At 42.9% G+C, this 16538-nt stretch carries 22 protein-coding genes; 5 read left to right on the plus strand and 17 right to left on the minus strand.

The annotated features are described in order from the left end of the window. Positions 1-48: 48 nt before the first annotated feature. The 4 genes from MFF31_RS03295 to yyaC are packed head-to-tail and all read right to left on the minus strand — an operon-like array spanning position 49 to position 3410. Positions 49-1254 carry a class I SAM-dependent methyltransferase gene (locus tag MFF31_RS03295; RefSeq protein WP_238186699.1) on the minus strand — a complete coding sequence of 402 codons (1206 nt, stop codon included), beginning with the start codon at positions 1252-1254 and terminating at the stop codon, positions 49-51. Between the two features lie 10 nt (positions 1255-1264). After that, a complete protein-coding gene (locus MFF31_RS03300) occupies positions 1265-1918 on the minus strand; it encodes a DUF6483 family protein (RefSeq protein ID WP_238186700.1) in 654 nt (217 codons plus the stop codon). A 31-nt stretch (positions 1919-1949) separates the two neighbouring features. Continuing rightward, positions 1950-2795: an alpha/beta fold hydrolase gene (locus MFF31_RS03305; protein WP_238186701.1), complete on the minus strand. Its 846-nt coding sequence runs from the start codon at positions 2793-2795 to the stop codon at positions 1950-1952. Between the two features lie 33 nt (positions 2796-2828). Next, positions 2829-3410, minus strand: coding sequence for a spore protease YyaC (gene yyaC / locus MFF31_RS03310; protein ID WP_238186702.1), 582 nt, complete (start codon positions 3408-3410; stop codon positions 2829-2831). 100 nt (positions 3411-3510) lie between these two features. Here yyaC and MFF31_RS03315 point away from each other — a divergent pair, with 100 nt between their 5' ends. Further along, a complete protein-coding gene (locus MFF31_RS03315; RefSeq protein WP_282570412.1) occupies positions 3511-3738 on the plus strand; it encodes a DUF1128 domain-containing protein in 228 nt (75 codons plus the stop codon). 132 nt (positions 3739-3870) lie between these two features. Here the strand turns inward: MFF31_RS03315 and MFF31_RS03320 are convergent, their stop codons facing one another. The 6 genes from MFF31_RS03320 to MFF31_RS03335 all read right to left on the minus strand — a co-directional run bounded on the left by MFF31_RS03320 (position 3871) and on the right by MFF31_RS03335 (position 7747). Beyond that, positions 3871-4335, minus strand: coding sequence for a hypothetical protein (locus MFF31_RS03320; RefSeq protein ID WP_238186703.1), 465 nt, complete (start codon positions 4333-4335; stop codon positions 3871-3873). Between the two features lie 108 nt (positions 4336-4443). Beyond that, entirely contained in the window at positions 4444-4830 is a 387-nt protein-coding gene (locus MFF31_RS25280; protein WP_309296656.1) for a hypothetical protein, read from the minus strand. Continuing rightward, entirely contained in the window at positions 4790-5200 is a 411-nt protein-coding gene (locus MFF31_RS25285) for a hypothetical protein (protein WP_309296674.1), read from the minus strand. The genes MFF31_RS25280 and MFF31_RS25285 overlap by 41 nt, the downstream gene beginning before the upstream one ends. 2 nt (positions 5201-5202) lie before the next feature. Then, positions 5203-5517: a hypothetical protein gene (locus MFF31_RS25290; RefSeq protein WP_309296657.1), complete on the minus strand. Its 315-nt coding sequence runs from the start codon at positions 5515-5517 to the stop codon at positions 5203-5205. A 30-nt stretch (positions 5518-5547) separates the two neighbouring features. Further along, the gene (gene galE, locus MFF31_RS03330; RefSeq protein ID WP_238186704.1) at positions 5548-6534 is read right to left on the minus strand and encodes a UDP-glucose 4-epimerase GalE; all 987 of its coding nucleotides are present in this window, start codon (positions 6532-6534) and stop codon (positions 5548-5550) included. 40 nt (positions 6535-6574) lie between these two features. Beyond that, the gene (locus MFF31_RS03335) at positions 6575-7747 is read right to left on the minus strand and encodes a galactokinase (RefSeq protein WP_238186705.1); all 1173 of its coding nucleotides are present in this window, start codon (positions 7745-7747) and stop codon (positions 6575-6577) included. A gap of 195 nt (positions 7748-7942) precedes the next feature. Between MFF31_RS03335 and MFF31_RS03340 the strand changes: the two genes are divergently transcribed. Further along, entirely contained in the window at positions 7943-8164 is a 222-nt protein-coding gene (locus MFF31_RS03340; RefSeq protein WP_309296675.1) for a helix-turn-helix transcriptional regulator, read from the plus strand. A gap of 47 nt (positions 8165-8211) precedes the next feature. After that, on the plus strand, positions 8212-9447 hold the full coding sequence (locus MFF31_RS03345; protein ID WP_238186706.1) for an NAD(P)/FAD-dependent oxidoreductase: 1236 nt from the start codon (positions 8212-8214) through the stop codon (positions 9445-9447). Between the two features lie 139 nt (positions 9448-9586). Here the strand turns inward: MFF31_RS03345 and MFF31_RS03350 are convergent, their stop codons facing one another. Continuing rightward, positions 9587-10144 (minus strand): general stress protein, encoded by a 558-nt coding sequence (locus MFF31_RS03350; RefSeq protein ID WP_238186707.1) that lies wholly within the window; start codon positions 10142-10144, stop codon positions 9587-9589. Between the two features lie 207 nt (positions 10145-10351). On the opposite strand from MFF31_RS03350, the gene MFF31_RS03355 reads away from it, so the two are divergent. Further along, positions 10352-11545 carry a CorA family divalent cation transporter gene (locus MFF31_RS03355; protein ID WP_238186708.1) on the plus strand — a complete coding sequence of 398 codons (1194 nt, stop codon included), beginning with the start codon at positions 10352-10354 and terminating at the stop codon, positions 11543-11545. A gap of 124 nt (positions 11546-11669) precedes the next feature. After that, positions 11670-12515: a lipase family protein gene (locus tag MFF31_RS03360; protein ID WP_248565386.1), complete on the plus strand. Its 846-nt coding sequence runs from the start codon at positions 11670-11672 to the stop codon at positions 12513-12515. 8 nt (positions 12516-12523) lie between these two features. On the opposite strand, the gene trhA is transcribed toward MFF31_RS03360, so the two are convergent. The 6 genes from trhA to MFF31_RS03390 all read right to left on the minus strand — a co-directional run bounded on the left by trhA (position 12524) and on the right by MFF31_RS03390 (position 16495). After that, positions 12524-13168, minus strand: a complete 645-nt coding sequence (trhA, locus tag MFF31_RS03365) for a PAQR family membrane homeostasis protein TrhA (protein WP_238186710.1) — start codon at positions 13166-13168, stop codon at positions 12524-12526. Positions 13169-13243: 75 nt separating this feature from the next. After that, positions 13244-13936 (minus strand): hypothetical protein, encoded by a 693-nt coding sequence (locus MFF31_RS03370; RefSeq protein ID WP_238186711.1) that lies wholly within the window; start codon positions 13934-13936, stop codon positions 13244-13246. Positions 13937-14249: 313 nt separating this feature from the next. Then, positions 14250-14453 (minus strand): hypothetical protein, encoded by a 204-nt coding sequence (locus MFF31_RS03375; protein ID WP_238186712.1) that lies wholly within the window; start codon positions 14451-14453, stop codon positions 14250-14252. 32 nt (positions 14454-14485) lie between these two features. Next, positions 14486-15454, minus strand: a complete 969-nt coding sequence (locus MFF31_RS03380; protein ID WP_248565387.1) for a TRM11 family SAM-dependent methyltransferase — start codon at positions 15452-15454, stop codon at positions 14486-14488. After that, entirely contained in the window at positions 15429-15794 is a 366-nt protein-coding gene (locus tag MFF31_RS03385) for a LapA family protein (protein ID WP_238186714.1), read from the minus strand. Before MFF31_RS03385 ends, MFF31_RS03380 begins: the two co-directional genes overlap by 26 nt. A gap of 137 nt (positions 15795-15931) precedes the next feature. Beyond that, entirely contained in the window at positions 15932-16495 is a 564-nt protein-coding gene (locus MFF31_RS03390; protein WP_238186715.1) for a C40 family peptidase, read from the minus strand. Positions 16496-16538: the final 43 nt, after the last annotated feature.

Here is a 16538-nt window from a genome sequence, read left to right on the forward strand (position 1 = left end):
TAGCCATCTTCTTCCATTGTAGCAAAAGTTATGCCTATCGACAATTAGCTATTTTTTAGTTCCTTCTATATTTATGTCCCCAGAAGGCCATCGATCAGATAACATCCGCTCTAGTGCTGGAGATATATGTAAAAAGTTTCTGAAACTTTCGTACTGTTCCCACTTATTAATGGATAGTTCTTTATGCCTAGATGACACTGCTCTGATTAGCAAGTTTTTGGGCGTGTGTTCGGGATCTACAAATTCAAGCATGTTCACCTTATAACCTAATACTTCTAACAAGTTACCTCGGGCTGCATCTGTAATAAGGGCAGAAAACCGTTCCTTAAGCAAACCTTGTGACAGTAATGGCGTTAATGTGTCGTTGCTAATTTGGCGAAATAGCTCATGCTGACAACAAGGGACCGACATAATGACTGATGCACCCCAGCCTACCGCCTTCGCGAGCGCAGCATCTGTAGCTGTATCGCAAGCATGCAGGGTAACTACCATATCGACAGAATCAAGTTCATTGTAGTCAGCAATATCTCCTACAAGGAAACGAAGCTTATCATATGCCAGTTTTTCTGCCAGTGAGGAACAGAAGGCGATAACATCCTCCTTCAAATCAAGACCTACAACAGAAATATCGCGCCCTTGCTCCACCGCTAACAAATGATATAACGCAAAAGTCAGATACGATTTGCCGCAGCCAAAATCGACGATCTTTATTTCACGATCTGTAGGCAGAGCATCGAGCACATCGGTAACCATCTCAAGAAATCGGTTAATTTGGCGGTACTTATCCTGCTTCTTGGCATGTACGCGCCCTTCTGGCGTCATAATACCGAGCTCAACAAGAAAGGGAGCCGGCTTGCCTTCTTCTAATATTCTATTCTTCTGGCGATTATGTTCGGTGTTAGCTTGCCTTGCAGCACCGCCACTGGAGGGACTTGTCCTTACAGCAGCCCCACCTTTTTTGTTAAAAAGAAGCTGAACGTCGGCATCCCGAGTTTTCACCAATGCTTGTCGGTACTGTTGACCTAACAACTCCAGCAGTTGGCCAGCAGCCTCCTCGACTCTTACATTTTGATGAAGCACCTTATTAGCAAAGTGAGATTCAAACTGATAATGCGCTCCATCTTTTAGCTGGACAGGACGAATAATCATCTTTGCTGGTTGGTCTCCATCCTTTCGTCTAGGCTGGCTAAGCGTTGCTTGAACAAATTGCTCGCTATTGATCCATTGCTGTATATCTTGCTGCCATTTTTCCATCCTTACTTTGTCACTCCTTCAATAATCCCTTAATATCTGCAAGACCTTGTTCAATTTCTTCTCGCGGTAAACCTCCTGCTGTCAATAAATCATCGCTATGGCAAAGCAAACGTTTGTATGTATTGACCGCATCAGCTGCTGTAAGTTCATTCGCTTCAAGCAGCTCATGCATCATATTTTCTGTCTGATCATATTTGCCTTCTGCTTCGTACCATTCCATCAAAAGTTTTTTTGTTGGAGCGGGCAATTCATAGGGACTTAGCAACTCCAGTAATTCTGCTATCTGAGTTCTCGGCTCCACAATCGTAGGCTCAGCATCTAATAGTGATAATCGTACAAATAGTCTCAGTGATCTTACATATGAATCGAAGCATTCCTTCTCTCTGCCGACATCACCATGAAGGAGTGCTTCCTGCTTCATTAATACAGCGATTGCTTGCAGATGATCCGTTTCAACAATACCGTTCGTCGACATTACCTTCATCAAGTCATCATCCGATAACGAACGTATTAAATTACTACTAAGTCGAAAGTGCTTATCAAGAAGCTCATCAATGACAAGAAATGCCTCTTCCGTTTTTCTTTCCTTTCGTAGTCCAAAAACTTGGGCCAATGCCGCTGTCATATCTTGAATCATACCCATGAAGTAATCTCGTTGGAACATGTGCTTCGCTCCTCTCCAGCTACACTTTTCCCTATACCGATCTTACAAATGAGGCAATTTCCCCTGAAAGTTGTGTAGCACATTCCATCATACTCATATGCCCAGCTTCCGCTAGTTCTACTTTTCTAGTCTCGCTGTTCTCCGCTACGAATGTACTAACGGTAGGAATAACATTATCCTTTGCACCAGCAACTAACAGAATAGGCAGCTTTGAATCATTTATAATTGCACTGCGGTCAATCCGTGTCTTCATCCCTCTTGCTGTCGCGATAGCGCCATGAAGTGAAGTTGCGTAGCCTATTTCTTTACCCCTCTTAAGCTCAGGCTCAAGACCATCGAGACGATCCGCAGCGAATAACTTTGGAATAAGTCCGTCAACAAAAGTAGCCACACCATCTTGTCCTAGTGCAGCAACTGCTTTGTCTCTATTCGCTTTTGCGGCTTCTCCGTCTGGCAGAGGTGTTGAATGTATTAGCCCGAATGCCGCAAGCTTACTACTATGTTTCTCAGCAAATGCAAGCGTAATATATCCGCCTAAAGAATGACCCAGAACAATCACATTAGACACACTTAAAGCATCCAGCAACAGAGATAAATCTTCCGCAAACAATTCCATAGCATAGGTATCATCTAATGGTGCAGCACTGTTACCGTGACCTCTTGCATCAGGCGCTATAACTCTTACTGTTGATGAAAGTTCTGTTACAACCTTATCCCAATATGCCGAGCTACCGCAATAGCCGTGAAGTAGCACTAAAGTAGTTTGCGAACCATGATCCTCCTTCGAATCATAATAAGAGATCTCAACTCCATTCCCAAGTTGCAATACATCAGTAGCAATTGTTACTCCATTATCTCTTCCGTCTGTACTCATCATTCATCTACCTCCATTAATTAAATAGGATTCTGTTTATTTATTCCTATACCACGCATCATGTATAGCTGAAACAACATGCTTAGCCATTCCCATCACTACATGCAGCGACGTCGTTTGGAGCATCCAATATGCTTTTGGACCATTCGTATTCACAACACCGGCAATACTATAATTACCGATAAAAGGCAACCTTCTGCCAGTTGCTTCACCAGGTTGCAATGGACCCCACTTTGTAATAAAACCCCCTACTGATTGGGGCTTTCCAAGGCAAGCATCAATTGCTATAACAATTAACTCCTCTTCCACTTGAAGTCTACTGACAGCTTTAAGTGCAGCTTCCACAGCATATGCATCACATGGCTCCTGTAATGTCCCTATAACTCTCCCCCATCCGAGCTCAACCAACATCGTACCAACAAGCGGCCCAAATGCATCACCCGTGGAGCGGTCTGTACCCACACATACAAATACAATACGTTCTGGATTTGGACAAGCTTCTGAAACTTTTGCGAAAAATGTTTCTAATTGCATCTCTGAGTGAACTTCTATGCTATGTACCGTAGTCTGCACCTTCCCCTTCTCTATGATGCCGAATTGCTTCCATCTTCTAATCATTTATTGTATCGAATTTTTGTAGCCGCTTCAATTTGTAGCCTTGCCCCTTGTGTCATGGTACAATGACGAGAGCGATCCGAGGACGAAGGAGGAATTTCAATTGAATGATTTACAACAAGTAACACAAGAGAATGTTGAATTTATGATTGAAGCCATTAAAACGAAGCTAAGAATGGCATCAGGTGCAGCTATGCAAGCCTCTCATTTCAACATTCGCCAGTATGAAGATCTTAAAGATATATACGACTTAGTTGCTTCCAAACCAAATTTCAGCATCAGTGAAGTTGAAGCGCTTGTATCCGAGCTTGGGAAACTTCGTTTAAAATAATATGAGGTCAAGTATTATCAATTTACTTAGTTCATATTAATTTCCATATTGATACATTTATTATCATAATTCGACATAAAAAACCGAAATCAGTAATTAATCCGATTTCGGTTTTTTGCTGCACTATTTTATTTATTCCTCTGATTCCTGAACTTCTTCAGGCTCTACTGACTCAATGGAAAGCTTGATCGTAATTTCATTGCGTTCACCCTTTAAGAAATGGGCAAGACGCTCTAATTTTTCTGCCAATTCAGGCCCGCTGAGCGTCAGATTCAAATGGTAATCAAAACTGTCTGACGGCAGCTTAATGGGTTGACCAATATGACCAATCTGCGCTCTCCAACCCCGCTCCTCCAGCATGCCTGGACGATGTTGCAATTGCTCTTGGGCTGGGTGGAATTTATCCGATTTGTTAACTACACGCTCATAAATACGAAGCTTCTTAAGTAGCATGTAATATTGTGCAGAATGCTTGAAGTTCCAAGCTTCACGAATATCTTTAAGTGTGTAATCCATCTTCCAACGCTTTAACTTCTCTACCTGTTCATCCGTACTGAGTTGCAGAAAGTCATCGAGCGGCAGCATTTTCTCCGGCATTTCAATCCCTCCAATATGGTCATTCACAATGTAATAAATAATTATTCTAAAAACAATATTTATTATATAAAAAATACCATAATGTTAATCAAAATACAACAAAGAACGTTAGACTTTACGTAAACCTATTGAAAGTAAAAACATTCTAAATGCTGCTTTACCTTCTGTCGTCCTTTTGAAAACAGCTGCATCCATCAACACCTCGAGAAACTTTGCACCAGTCTCCTGTAGCACTATCGTTTTGGCTTCGGAAAATGAATGAGAATGTCCGTAATGATCCACTAAGGTTAATACCCATTTCTTATGTTTATGAAGCTGATGAGAGGTGTCACTAAGCACTTCAATGCTCTCTGAATAATTGGGAGTTAAGTAAACTGCAATCTCATCTAATTCCTCATTTAATCTACCTGGAAGCACAGCAAGACTCATCACCGTAGGGGCCAAAATATTCGCTTCAGCATGGAAAGCTATGGCGACCCGCTTGAAAGTGATCATGGCTCAAGATTGAACCTCCAACGATAGGAAAATCAGCGTTAGAACCAACAAAGTAATGTGGAAACTGTTCGATGAAATCTAGCAGTTTTGCAAAAGTAGAATGCGTTATTTTCATAGGTTCATGCTCACCCTTAAGCACGATACTATGCTCGTTATAATAAACATAAGGCGAATGTTGAAAGAACCAACGCTCTCCTTGCAGCTCTAGTGGTATTAACTGCAAATTTTGTCTCGCAGGGTGATTCATTGATCCTGTATAGCCTACATTGTCCGCACACAACAAACAACGAGGGTAATTGGAAGAGGGTAATCGTTTGAGTGCGGCTATTTCCGCTGGGTCTTTCTCCGGTTTTGAGAGATTAATTGTTATTTCTAGCGAGGCAGCAGTAGCCCCATAATGCGTGAATCAAGCAAATCACGTTGCAGCACCGTTTGACTCGGAATAAGACCAATCACATAGCCATAATCAAGAAGCTGTTCGAGCAGGGGGACGGCGCTATCAAGCTCTTCATGATTGAGTTCCTCTCTATGAGGCTCCGCAAGTTTGAAGAGATCAAGCAGCGAATTACGAGTTGATGTCATATCACTTTCGTGAAGCAGCTCTCGCTGATGGGCAAATGGCAGCAATCTTTCGATTAATAGAAGTACTTCCTCAAGGGATGGCACCTTACGCTCTTCATTTGTCATCGGTTACTCCGCCTCCTGCTCGCCTAGATGCTATTTCTGATATCCATTTGGGTTCGCTTCATGCCATTTCCAAGCACTCTTGATAATATCCTCAAGCCCACTGCGAGACGGCTTCCAACCAAGCTCATTTCTTGCACGTTCGGAAGATGCCACTAACACAGCTGGATCTCCTTCGCGGCGTGGTTCAATAACAGCTTTAATGTCTCTTCCAGTGACGGAGCGAGCGATATCGATCACTTCCTTCACAGAGTAACCCCTTCCATTGCCAAGATTGTATATGGAGCTGCTGCTTCCACCCCGAAGCTTATCGACTGCAAGTATATGTGCATCTGCTAAATCACTAACATGAACATAATCTCGTATACATGTTCCGTCAGCAGTACTGTAATCATCGCCGAACACAGAAATATGAGGTCTTTTGCCTAAGGCAGCTTCTAATACGATAGGAATCAGATGTGTCTCTGGACTATGATCCTCACCGATACGACCGCTTTCATGTGCTCCCGCCGCATTGAAGTAGCGCAGCGAAATATATGAAATTCCATGAGCGGAGTCGAACCATTTCATCATCTTCTCCATCGCCAGCTTCGTCTCACCGTAGGCATTCGTAGGCAACGTTCTGTCAAATTCATCTATCGGCACATTTTCCGGCTCTCCATATGTAGCTGCCGTAGAGGAAAAGACAATTTTGCGAGTACCGTGTTCATTCATCTTCTCAAGCAGGCATAACGTACCATACACATTGTTGTGATAATATTTACCCGGTAGCTTCATGCTTTCGCCTACTAATGAATTAGCAGCAAAGTGGATAACAGCGTCTATATCATTTTCCTTGAACACAACATCCAAAAACTCTCCATCACGCAAATCACCAACATACAGCTTGCCTCCAAGCAATGCTTCCTTGTGTCCCTGTTGTAAATTATCAACGATAATAACCTCTTCACCACGTTCTTGGAGTGCTGCTATTGTATGGGAACCGATGTATCCTGCACCGCCAGTAACTAAAACCGCCATATTATATTCTCCTCTCAATTTGTATACCTATTAAACTTGTTTACACCAATCGTTCGACGCCGTTACCAATGCTGCACACATAAAAATCTCCTGTTAGGCCAGTCTTTGCTTTATAGCTTTGGCCAACTTCTTGAATGAACGTCTGGACAGCATCCTCATGAACGAGTGAAACTGTACAACCTCCAAAGCCTGCTTCCGTCATACGTGAACCCAATACGCCAGACACTTGCCGGGCAGCTTCCACCATTGCATCTAACTCTTGACCTGTTACCTCATAGAGATCTCTTAAGGAATCATGAGAATCATTCATCAAGTTCCCGAACTTTAACATATCGTTAACGTTAAGCGCAGCTGCTGCTTGTATAACCCGCTCATTTTCTTCCAAAACATGCTGAGCTCGCATACGTACGACATCATCTCTTATCAGTCCCTTAGAGCTATTAAACTGCTCCAAAGTAAGCTCACCCAGCAGCTTAAGCTCTGGATAAAGGGATCTAAGATCATTAACAGCCTGTTCACACTCGCTGCGACGTTCATTGTATTTAGAGTCCACTAATCCTCGGCGTTTACCCGTGTTACTAATAATTAACTTATAACCGTGGGATTGAAATGGAATGAGATTATATTCCAATGTATCACACATGAGCAGAATAACATGATCTTTTTTGCCATTTGCTACTGCAAACTGATCCATAATGCCGCACTTTACGCCGTTAAACTCATTTTCCGATCTTTGAGAAAGCAGCGCAATTTTCTCTTTATCCTTAGGCAGATCCTCCATGGAAAGAAGAGCATATGCCGTAACAACTTCTATCGATGCAGAGGATGATAGACCTGCTCCATTCGGAATTTCACCATGATAAAGCAAGTCATAACCACAATTGAAAACAATATGTTGTCGATGCAGCTCATTCACTATACCTTTTGGATAGTTCATCCAATCATCTGCATGATCATACATCACGGAATCTATAGAAAAATGATTGAACGTAGTAAAATTTGTACTTGCGAGCCCCAGCCTCTTATCTTCACGTTTGCGAATTAATAGCGTAGTACCGAATGTCAACGCTGCTGGAAGCACATATCCACCATTGTAGTCCGTATGTTCCCCGATCAAATTGACACGACCAGGAGCATGAAATATTGCAATTCCCGCTTCTTCACCGCCATAAAGATTGATAAACTTCTGTACCAATGCCTCTATTTCAGCCATGTGCGATCACGTTCCCTCTATTAAAATAGTAGTCGTTGCCCATAGCACCAGTATAGTTTAATGAGCTTCAAAACGGAATGGCTGAAAGTGTCCTCAATATGTACTTATGTGACTTCACTAAGTGTTATTGTCCATACTATGATGAAACTAATTCAGTGATCATAGAGCCGATATCCATTTGAAAAGCAGGTGATGATGATTAGATCAGGGACAGAGAGCTTATTTGTACATGGAAACGAATATGTATATCAACGCGTCGTAAATTACCTAAACAGTCAATATACCCAGATTGTATCGATCGAACATATGGCGGATTCGTTAGGGTATAATCGCGCCTATCTTTCACGTATCTCGACGCAATTTCGACATACATACGGAATGTCACCTTCCGAATACCGGAAATCTTTAAGTAATTAACCTTTTCTTTCTGAAATGATGGGCATACTATCATCAGGAGGGATCATATGAAGGAACTTCATACTGGCCGACTCTATTGGCCAACGACGTTATCCAAAACAAAAAATTATGGGACGATAACGGAAAATTGTAAAACAACCGTTGCGATTGTAGGCGGAGGCATGTCAGGAGTAACTTGCGCCCATGTCTTTGCAGCTAATGGTGTAGATACTTTGCTATTGGAACGAGGAAAAATAGCTGAAGGCAGTACATCCGCTAATACAGGGCTACTGCAATTTTGTAATGACGTTATGCTCGTTGACTTAATGAAACAAATCGGGCGAGGCCCAGCAGAAACGTTTTACAAGTGCTGCAAAGGGGCTGTAGCGCAGTTAGCTGCTGCTGCGCAAAGTTTGCCAGTCGATGTAGGCTTTAGAAATAGAAGCAGTCTCTACTTTGCTTCCACCGAGCAGGATTTGCCTAAGTTAAAAAGGGAGTATGAGGCGCTTTCCACTTGTGGATTCGATGTCGAGTATTGGTCCCAAGAAGAAATCGCTCATCACTTCCCATTCAGCAAACCAGGTGGTATTGTCACACACGGTGATGCAGAGGTTAATCCGTATCAATTCGTTAACGCTCTCGCTGAAGCAACTGCTGCCTCCGGCGCACGTATATTTGAAGGAACCGACATCAATAACCATGATACGCAAAGCGACGGAATTCACCTCCTACATACCTCACAAGGCTATACAATTGAAGCTCAACATGTCATTTATGCTGTAGGATATGAGCCTGAGGAATTAAGGGGACGACTTATTAAAGCTAATCTGAATCGCTCCTACGTCATCGTCACAGACGTTCAGCCTCATCTAGAGAGCTGGCACAAACGATTTATGCTGTGGGAAACGGCAAGGCCTTACTTGTACCTTAGAACGACAATAGATGATCGTATCGTTGTGGGTGGCCTTGATGAAGAGACAGAACATCCTGTACATAGCAAGCAAACACTCAAGCGAAGAAGCAACAAACTAATGGAGAAGCTTCTTGCTTTATTTCCGGATGCCAAATCGACGTACGAATATGACTGGAATGCAACTTTCGGAGAGTCGCAAGATAATCTTCCCTTCATCGGAGAAGATCCAAAGTGGGCTAACGTATACTACAGCCTTGGTTATGGCGGGAATGGTACAGTTTACAGCATGTTAGCTGCTCATCTTTTACTGGATATCATTCAGGGGAAAGGGGGAGAACATCCGTTAACCGAAATCGTTTCTTTGTCTAGAGCATCGCTCGCTGAAAAGTAACGGATGCTAAAAGCCATGGATATGGTCCATTAGAAGACCATTCCAGGCTTTTTGTCGTTTACATCCGATACGTCCAACTTATGTTTGGACATGACATAATTATTGTATCAACTATGCTATCACTTACTTTTCCATTCCCTTACTTCCCATCCGCAATACGTGTTGCCCCGTACGTTCGGAAAATTCCTTCTGCGACGCTTAGTCTCGATAGATCAGCGCCGTCATCCTTATCCATTAGCGATTTGCTCTCATCCGTCTCTACGATGACAGCAACAGCCCCATTCTCCACCCCACTGTGACATAGTTCCGCTTCATCCTTCTCCAATCCTAAAGCGCGATAAGCGCTTAATTCATTGAAGTTTAAAAACGGGAACGACGAACCAAACGAATAAATACCGCCTACTGCCGGAGAACCTCCGAAGCTTGCAAGTCCATATCCACCAACTACATTCGCAGCACCATACATATTTGTTGTTCCAACCCCAACATAGCTGTCGTCGCCATCACTGCTATAGGTATTTGCTAGCTCATGCATTTCATCAGCATGAATATCAGTTTCCGACTCAATTCGTCTGGAGTGACTCATATCTTTGGTCAATACTTTTATCTCCCCTCCCGTAAATCCTCCTTGCTCTAATTGATTAATTACATCTACTACTTGCTGCTCACTGTCAAACAAACCAATTTTTTTGGCCATAATATAATGATACCCCCGCCGCTTGGATCTTGTTTAATGCCATAACATTGGTATGCCCATTCAACTATGATATCAATCGAAAATGTCGAATGAAGGAAAGTTTTGACAAATAAGGTCGGATAACTCATGAAAGGTTGTACACCGCCTTATATTCAGGGTATGATGATGAGTATATGTGAGGAATTTCGGACAAGAGGTGAGGGGAAGATGATTCAACATATGCTGCGATATCCCGCAGGCTGGACTTGGCATGTCGTACAACAGGCAAGTCATCTGCCCCAAGAGCAGAAACCTCTGCCAAGCAGGAAATCGGTGCAGAGGGCTGAAGAAGCGATATCCTCAAAGCGCAAAGTGAAACAATCACAAGAAAGCGACCAGCAGGCGCTTGCCGAAGAACAAATTGCCCAGCTCAAGCAACAATTTGTTGAATGTGCCACTTGGATTGATGAATGTGCGGGAAGACGTACCAACCATATCTCCGTAGATGATTTCCCAGGCATTGGACCTATTTTGTGCGGGACATTAATGATACAAGTGTCTGAAGAGCAATCAGACGTTCAGTCGTTCCACTTCTGGTTATCTAGTAAACGACTCATTACGATGCATGAAGATATGCGCATTCCGCTGCGTTTGCAGAACGGTTCACACACGCCAAAATATGATGGCTGCCAAATTGCGCCTGAAGCATTTTTTATAATGATTAGTGTTATGCTTGAACCGTTCCATTCAGGCTTAGACGGCTTCGAGCGTAGACTCGGCGAATTAGAAAAAACGATGCGAATTCAGAATCGGACTGGCTTGATTGATGTTATATTCGAGCGAAGATATGACTTGCTGCATTGGAGCCACTTATTTATCCCCATTCGAGAAGTACACGGAGCTGCAAAAGAATCATTTGGGGAAGAAATTACCGATAAAGATGCTTTCGTGAAAATTAGTTATAAGCTGGAGCGGATCGATACTCTTCTGAAGCATTATGCACTTGAGATCGATACATTAATCTCCATGGATGATGCAATCTCAAGCTTCCGCGGCAACGATATAATGAAGACATTAACCATCTTCACTGTTCTGTTCCTTCCTGCAACGATTGCGGGTACTCTAATGGGGAGTAACTTCGACTGGCTGCCTTTCCAAAAGCATCGATGGGGATTCACAGCGATGGTAATAGGAATAACGTTAATTACAATCGGCATTTATATCTGGCTCTGGAAAAAGGGTTGGACTGGCGATTTACTAAACAGACGAAGTGGGCCATTACTGTTCTCAGAACCATTAGAGCAAGAAGGACGTTCAGCTCGTCATAGTAAACGTAAAAAGCATTCATTAGGAAGCTCCAAACCAGAAGATAGTACTGGCAGTTCGCATCAATTGTTGCGTTCCCGTAAAAAACGTATGTAGCGTTTGCTGCTGCGAAATCGGGAACGTTTTTTATGTTTCAGCCATAAAATTCCCCATGTATGTTGCTGAATTATGTTATTCCGCTGGTACCCATCCCAAGCCTCTCTCATACATTATTACATCAGTGTCAGATGTAATTGATCGGAGGGAAATAATGATGGCTGGGGAAAGTTACTTCAAAGGGCAAAAGCCCGATTTACAAACTGCCATTTTTTTGGCTGCCGTTTGTGGACAAACTTATATTCAATTCAACAATAAAGATGACGGCTTATTTCTAGTCCCCCGCACTTATAGCTTAATTGGCGAATTTAGTGCAAAGGCTTATGACAATCGACCAGAGCGATTCGGTTTCGTCATCGCTTCAGAACAAAGCATTATACTCGCATTCAGAGGCAGCGGCTCCGCTGTGGACTGGGTGTCTGACTTCATTGCTCAACAGACCCCGTACCGTCCGGTCAGAAATGCTGGTCAAACCCATAAAGGTTTTACTGATATCTACATGTCTGCTCGAGATGCCGTTCATTCGTTACTCGGGCAATTAGATGCTGAGCGACCTTTATTTATTACTGGTCATAGCCTTGGCGGATCATTAGCTACACTGGCGGCCCTTGATATTGCTCGCAATACACCTTTCACTGCACCTATTGTCTATACCTTCGGTGCGCCTCGAGTCGGTGATCCCAATTTCGCAAAAGTTTATAATTATTCCGTCCCTACTCACTGGCGTTTCCAAAACGAATTTGATATTGTCCCTCATCTTCCACCGCTTGTTTACCAATCACCAAAAACGAAGGGGAATTACTTTTATTTGCATGTAAAAGGGGAAGTACTGCGTTCTTTCCGTATGGGCTCTGTATCTGGAAATCATCTGTTATCAAATTATTTTAACGACTTGGCAAAAGAACAGCCCGAAGTCGCAGCCGCATTATGCGCCGAGCCTCCGGGCTGGTGTCCAGTCATTGATCCTTAAACTTATGATTAAGCAGGAAGTATGTACTGGATAATAACAAAGAAATGAACGATTGAACCACCTAGTACAAACAAATGCCATACCGCATGGTGATAAGGGAAGCTTCGCCACATATAAAAAATAGTTCCAACCGTGTATAGAATGCCTCCAGTAACAAGCAGAGTCAAGCCGCCTGGTGCAAGATGTGCAGTTAGTGGCTTCCATGCGAATACAATGATCCAGCCCATTGCAATATAGAGAATGGTTGAGGTAAACAAATATTTAGACGGGAATATTGATTTGAATATGACACCAACAACAGCAACTCCCCAAACGATGCCAAACAATACCCACCCTAACGCACCCTGAACGATATGAAACAAAATTGGTGTATAAGTGCCTGCAATAAACACATAAATAAATGAATGGTCCAGCGATTCAAACACTCGCTTGGCCTTTCCTTTGGGAAAGCTGTGGACAAGCGTAGAAGCAGAATATAAGAGCAGCATCGCTGATCCGTAAATGGTGAAACTGACAACATGTAAGGCCGTTCCTTTTATTGAAGCGAACACAATAAGCAGTACTAATGCGGCTACACTTAGCAGCGCCCCAATACCGTGTGTTATTGCATTTGCTATTTCTTCACCCTTAGAAAAAGTATGGGTGTTTGCCATGGGTAACTCTCCTCCTTCAAAAGTTTGCGCAGCAAACTTACTTCGTAAGCCTTAGCTTACTTCAAGTTTAAAGGATTAGAGCCACCCTTTCAACCATGCACGAACACGGCCAATCGTTTTGTCCAAATTACATACCGCCTCTGTATCCATATAAGGCTCCGTATTTCGGAAATAGTCCGCATGACCTCCAACCGTTGGAATACCTTCCACATAACCGGGAGCATATTTATAGCTGTTCCATTGCGGCAACATTCGGCCTGCTCTATTCCAACCACCCCAGCTTCCGATTCGACTTATTGGGTCATTCATCTTACCCAAGCTATCGATGGAATGAAAGTAACTAACCTTCTCCTGTAATCTTGGATGAATTGGCATGCGCGGAGAACCAACCTGAACGATACGAAAGTCGCGCAGCACACCTTCTTCCTCCAGCATTTTGGCTGCCTGATACGCTGCCGCTCCACCCCCGCTGTGTCCAATTAAAAGCGTCCGATCAGAGGTGACATTATCTTTAATCTGCTGCCATACATTGCGACCACCAATTCGACCTGCCTTCATTCGGTTAGAGAGGTCCGTCTTCACTTCAAAAACTTGTCTGACCCAATTACGACTAGCGTCCCCATACGGGTATAAGACATGAATTGCTGGCTGAATACCTTCGGATGTAAGTTGTTCCTCCAGCTTTTCCTTACAAGCATTGAAGGAACCTGTCGTTGTCTTGACGCCTGCTAACAAATATACGTTTAGCGTAGTTGTCTTGACTGCCATTGTGTATCCCTCCATCTAAAATGACTATGGTGAAGTCGTTACCCTCATTATGCGGGGACTCGCGTCATCTCATACGCCATTTCAGATGACAGTTACGACCACAATTGTGTGATATCCTCACAAAAGGGCATACCTCACTTTAGGCTATATCCTATTCCATGAGCGTCTGGAATGCTAATGTAAATGTTCATTCCCAACCCATTCACACCGTCATTTTTTCTTTAAAAAAAGAACGCCAAATGCAGTCATTGACCGCATCTGACGTTCTATCCTTCGAATGATGTACAGTTGCAAGCAAGTGTACACTCTGATGTTATACACCCATTTTTTTGCGTTGGTTGTTAACTTTTTTCGTATTTTGACTCCGCAGTTCCTGAGTCCCGGTTGAGAAGTTTTTTTGGCCTGGCGCTCCGCCAGATTGGCCTTGTTTTTTCTGAGCTAGCAACTGCTTAGCACGCTCTGCTTGAGTCAGCTTCTTCGGCTGCTCTTCTGATTGGTTCTGTTCATTCGTAGACATAGGTTCACCTCACTTTATGTTCCACATCATCTTTATTCTACTACACTTATATACCGTGTAAAAGAGGCTTTACGAAGCTCACCGTAATCCTTCAGCTCAAAATGGGCTAATTTCAGTTGTTGATCGATATTTTCGGTCGTTATAATTACAGCTTTTTCCGCTATTCGTTTAATTGCACGAAGCATCTCAAGCTGTTCATCCCCCTCTAATACTGAACATAAATTATAGGGCAAATCGACGATTGCTGTATCATACTTACCTGTCAGCAATCTCATGTCGCCAAGCTGCACAACATTTGGGTAACCATAGTGAGCTAGGTTGATTCGAGCTCCTTTTGCTGCCAATGGATTCATATCCATGCCTTCTATATTAATATTCATGGATAAAGCTTCAATTAGCACCGTTCCCATGCCGCAGCAAGGGTCAATCATCGTCTTGCCAGCAGGATTCGGACCTGCTGCAATATTAACAAGTGCACGAGCTGCCCGCGTAGGCAGCGCTGTTGAATAATTTTGCGGCTTGCGCTGATGTTTGAGCCATAACGCTTCATTATCTTCACATGGACCGAATAGCCATTGCCCTTGGAATCGCATTAGACCGAGACGACGACGGGGCTCCCGCATATCCGCTTGACCAATCAGAGATGCTCCTACCGTCCGTTCCAGTTGACGCTGCTCTTCATAAGTAAATGATTCATCGCCATCGGTATAAGCAACTTTAAACGAATCGCCTTCCAAATCATAAACGGGCAATAACGCTTCCAACTCGGACAAAGATGATGTTTCTAAAACTGTCGTTAATTTTCTTTTGAAAAATGGGCTGCGATTAATTGAAATCGCCCTTCCCTCTGTACTTTCAATAACTTTTCCACTTATAGTCGAATTATTACCGAATAAGCTGCGAAGCTCCATATCACATAATTGAGCCTCATCTTCATGTCTAGCGTACGTGTACATATATTTCATCTGCTTACCCTTATCCGTCTTTTTTTGTATCCTCAATTAATTCATTACTTACTTCTTCAGAAGGTATCTCCGCATAATTCCTATTGGCATTAATTTCTGAATAAGATGCTTCAAACGCTTCTGCCTCGATGGACCCGTCAGCAACTTGTTTTTCAAGTGTTTTCACCGTTTTCTGCAGTTTGTAGATCCGAATCATACCGAATAACCCAACTGTAAGTCCACCTAAAAGTGTCGATACGAGAATAACAAGAATAAGTGGCGTCGTTGTTTTTGCAAATAGGAAGTTAACTTGAACCGATTCCACATTAATAACAGCAAAAATCGCGATAACTAACGCGAATACAAAAGCAGATATAAGCATTCCTTGACCTTTCATGAGCAATCCCTCCTATATACAGATTCTCACAAACGACTTAAATAGTCTACCCAATTGCCAAATTGCTATAAGAAGTGGGGAGAAAGTAAATAAATAAAACAACAAAAAAGACCTCTAATGGAAAGAGATCCCTTTGTTTATGCTGTCCGGAAAGTGCTTGCCGTAATTGGCTCACAACCTGCATACGAGTGTAACTTGCCGTGGTATACTAACTCAAGCTCTGGTGTATTCTGCAAGTCACCAGGTGTGACAAGCAAGGGAGACTTCTCAACGAGACTAACTCCACTTCGGTCGAATACGGTTGCTACGAACTGAGAGCAAAAGTACGAGTATCTGCGTTCCCATTCAATATTGAATACGACACCGAGCATGCCAACCAAATTATATTTGTACAGATCCTGATATTGCTCGAAATGTTTAATTTGTAATCGGATGCTATTGTAGGTAGTCTGACAAACCTTTATTTTGTATAGGGCGCACATTGATTCTTCGAAAAAATCACCGCGAATGTCCTCTCTAACGAAACCTGCAAAAAAAGGATTGCTAGGATTTTTGCGTCCGAAGCTGTACACCTCGTTCAAATCCTGATCAAATGCAATCGAAGCATGGTTGAGTGGATCCTTTGTGAAGGATCTAATAATTTTAGTTAGGACAGTTCCGGTATCTGTTAATAGCACATATATCTCTTTATCCCTACTCATGCTTTATAACCTCCGCTATCCAAGAACTCTCAATTAGTATTAA

The organism is Paenibacillus sp. L3-i20 (assembly GCF_022180385.2).
In the GTDB taxonomy this organism is placed as follows: domain Bacteria; phylum Bacillota; class Bacilli; order Paenibacillales; family Paenibacillaceae; genus Pristimantibacillus.